The following is a 2,094-nucleotide window of genomic DNA, read 5'->3' as shown; positions in this document are numbered from 1 at the left end:
GCAGGATTCGAAATTTTCCTGCTGCTACGGCGATGAACCGGGTGTCGGCAAAGGGGTTAAATCCGGCACGGTAGGGGATGTCGTCGAACCTGTAACATCATCCACCATTGTGCGCGCCAATGGCATTCCCATCTAGCGCTATACAGACAGCTGCACGCTCAACAATGGCAATGCGCCGGGTGAATATATCTATGTCAAATCCACGGACACGCATAAAGCTCCGGATGGTGCCGACGCCCAGGACCGTGCCTGGTACACCAAAGCCTGGGACGGTTTCTATGACAATTCCGATGAGGCGCAGCTCGCTGGCAGCGCGATTGGCAAAGGAGAAGAATACTGGAATGATCCATCCCAGATCGGATCGGACCTGAAATCTGCCTGGAACGCACGTCCTTCCGTGGATGACGTGGTCGACTTCGGCAGAGATGTCGGTCACGGTATAGCCAACACAGCCGAATATGCCTGGAATAACCCCGGCCAATCGGCCAAAAACGTCGCCACCTGGACAGGCGATGCCCTCAAAGGCCTATGGACGGGTGTAACCAACGCCTACGACAAGGGTGGCGTTGCTCAGGCAGGCGGACATCTGGCTGCAACAGCACTCGGCATAGCCAACCCCCTCAGAAAGGCCAAAGCCGCTGGCGAAGGCCTCGAACTCGCAAGCGATGTCGCTAAGGCGGAGCATCGGTTAAAAGAGGCCGAAGAGGCCGGGAGGAACACAAGGAAGGCGGAAAAAACGGCTGTTGAAGACTCAAAAGATGGAAGCCGGGTCGTTCGGGAAATTCCCATCAAGGACGTCGAGTGCTTCAACAAGCCATCAAATGTTAAAACCGACGAGCTCCTCCGGCAACTAAAAGAGCAAGAGGATGCTCTGAACAACACGACGGCAGAGACCCTTCTTGCACGCAGGCAGGCAATCCGAGATGCTGGTGGCACAAGTCCTCTACGAGACATCGCAGCGCAGTCAAATGCACGCATCAGGTACGAAGCTGAACGATTTGACGCTTTGAGGTCTGCCGGCAAAACACGCTCGGAAGCCCGGTCTATGGTTAATGCTGAGTTAGAAACCCTAGCAGCAACGCACAGACTCGACATTATTGCTGGCGGAGACCCTAGCGATATATCGGGAATGGGGGATAGAAGCGTCAACTCGTCAATGGGGTCCCAATGGAAGGGTCGTCGTTCCCAATCGCTTGAGGACTATGCTAAAGACCTTGATAAGAATGGCGTAGGAAAAGAGAAAATGCGCGTTAAACTAAGGATGTGCTAATGCCAATCTCAGATGATTTCGTAGCATTGTTCAATGAAATTGGAAAGCCAACTGGCAATTCAGCAATGACACACGAAGAATTGCTAATTCTAAATGATATATTTCCCAAATTCATGGTAGACTTCTACAAAGAATATGGGCGCTGCATAATGTTGGATGGACACATCCAACTATGTCATCCTCGCGACCTTTCGGGAGTCATTTCTTTAATATTTGGAGCAGATCCAGTATTCAATCACAACGAATTTCATGCGTTTTCATATTCCGCATTTGGAACAATAAATATATGGAACAAAGAACTAGGATGTTGTTGGGTCTACCTCCTAGAAGGTGAAGTAACGTGCCGCGCACTAACTAAACCAGACAAACTGACAAAGAATTTGGAAAACACGATATATACACCGTTTGAGATAAGCAAGGAACTGTATGATGTTTACGATATAAATAAGAAGCCGCTTTTCCAACGAGCCGTAAAGAAATGCGGCCCATTAGAAATAGGGGAATGCTACGGTTTCGTGCCAGCACTAGGCTTGGGCGGTGTAGCCGACATTGACCATGTTAAACGAATGGATGCCGCAGCACATTTTTCGATTGTGGCGCAAACGATGAACTTTAATCTCATAGACGTGCAAGGCTACGGGAAATCGGTTATCGTGCGGCCAATAGGTTAGCACCTCGTCTGATCCGCTCGATCCGGGATCGACCACAGCCAGCCGGTTTTGCGCCCCTCTCTCCCTTCTGGAAGGATCGCGCCGTCCTTGCCGGAACCTATGACGATGACTGGGTCGCAAATCGCCATCCGCTGCTGCCGCATGACTTCGACT

Annotated in this window: 4 protein-coding genes; all 4 read left to right on the top strand. The window is 50.9% G+C overall.

Features of this window, described 5'->3' with window-relative positions:
- The coding region (locus ACFSE1_RS00020; protein ID WP_377394715.1) for a PAAR-like domain-containing protein at positions 1–136 on the top strand (136 nt) is incomplete at its 5' end.
- Between the two features lie 261 nt (positions 137–397).
- Complete coding sequence (locus ACFSE1_RS00015; RefSeq protein WP_377394703.1) at positions 398–1,270, top strand: polymorphic toxin type 15 domain-containing protein; 873 nt, start codon at positions 398–400, stop codon at positions 1,268–1,270.
- Positions 1,270–1,941, top strand: coding sequence for a GAD-like domain-containing protein (locus ACFSE1_RS00010; RefSeq protein ID WP_377394701.1), 672 nt, complete (start codon positions 1,270–1,272; stop codon positions 1,939–1,941). The genes ACFSE1_RS00015 and ACFSE1_RS00010 overlap by 1 nt, the downstream gene beginning before the upstream one ends.
- Positions 1,914–2,094, top strand: a 181-nt coding sequence (locus ACFSE1_RS00005) for a DUF2169 domain-containing protein (protein WP_377394712.1), incomplete at its 3' end; no start/stop codon positions are given. The genes ACFSE1_RS00010 and ACFSE1_RS00005, both read left to right, overlap by 28 nt.

The sequence above is a fragment of the Affinirhizobium helianthi genome (assembly GCF_042680945.1).
GTDB lineage: Bacteria > Pseudomonadota > Alphaproteobacteria > Rhizobiales > Rhizobiaceae > Neorhizobium > Neorhizobium helianthi.
Note: the sequence above shows the minus strand (reverse complement) of the source record. Positions and strands in the feature narration are given on the sequence as shown.

Coding starts and splice junctions, on each gene's coding strand:
- ACFSE1_RS00010 (WP_377394701.1), top strand. CDS start 1,270: ATGCCAATCTCAGATGATTTCGTAGCATTGTTCAATGAAATTGGAAAG.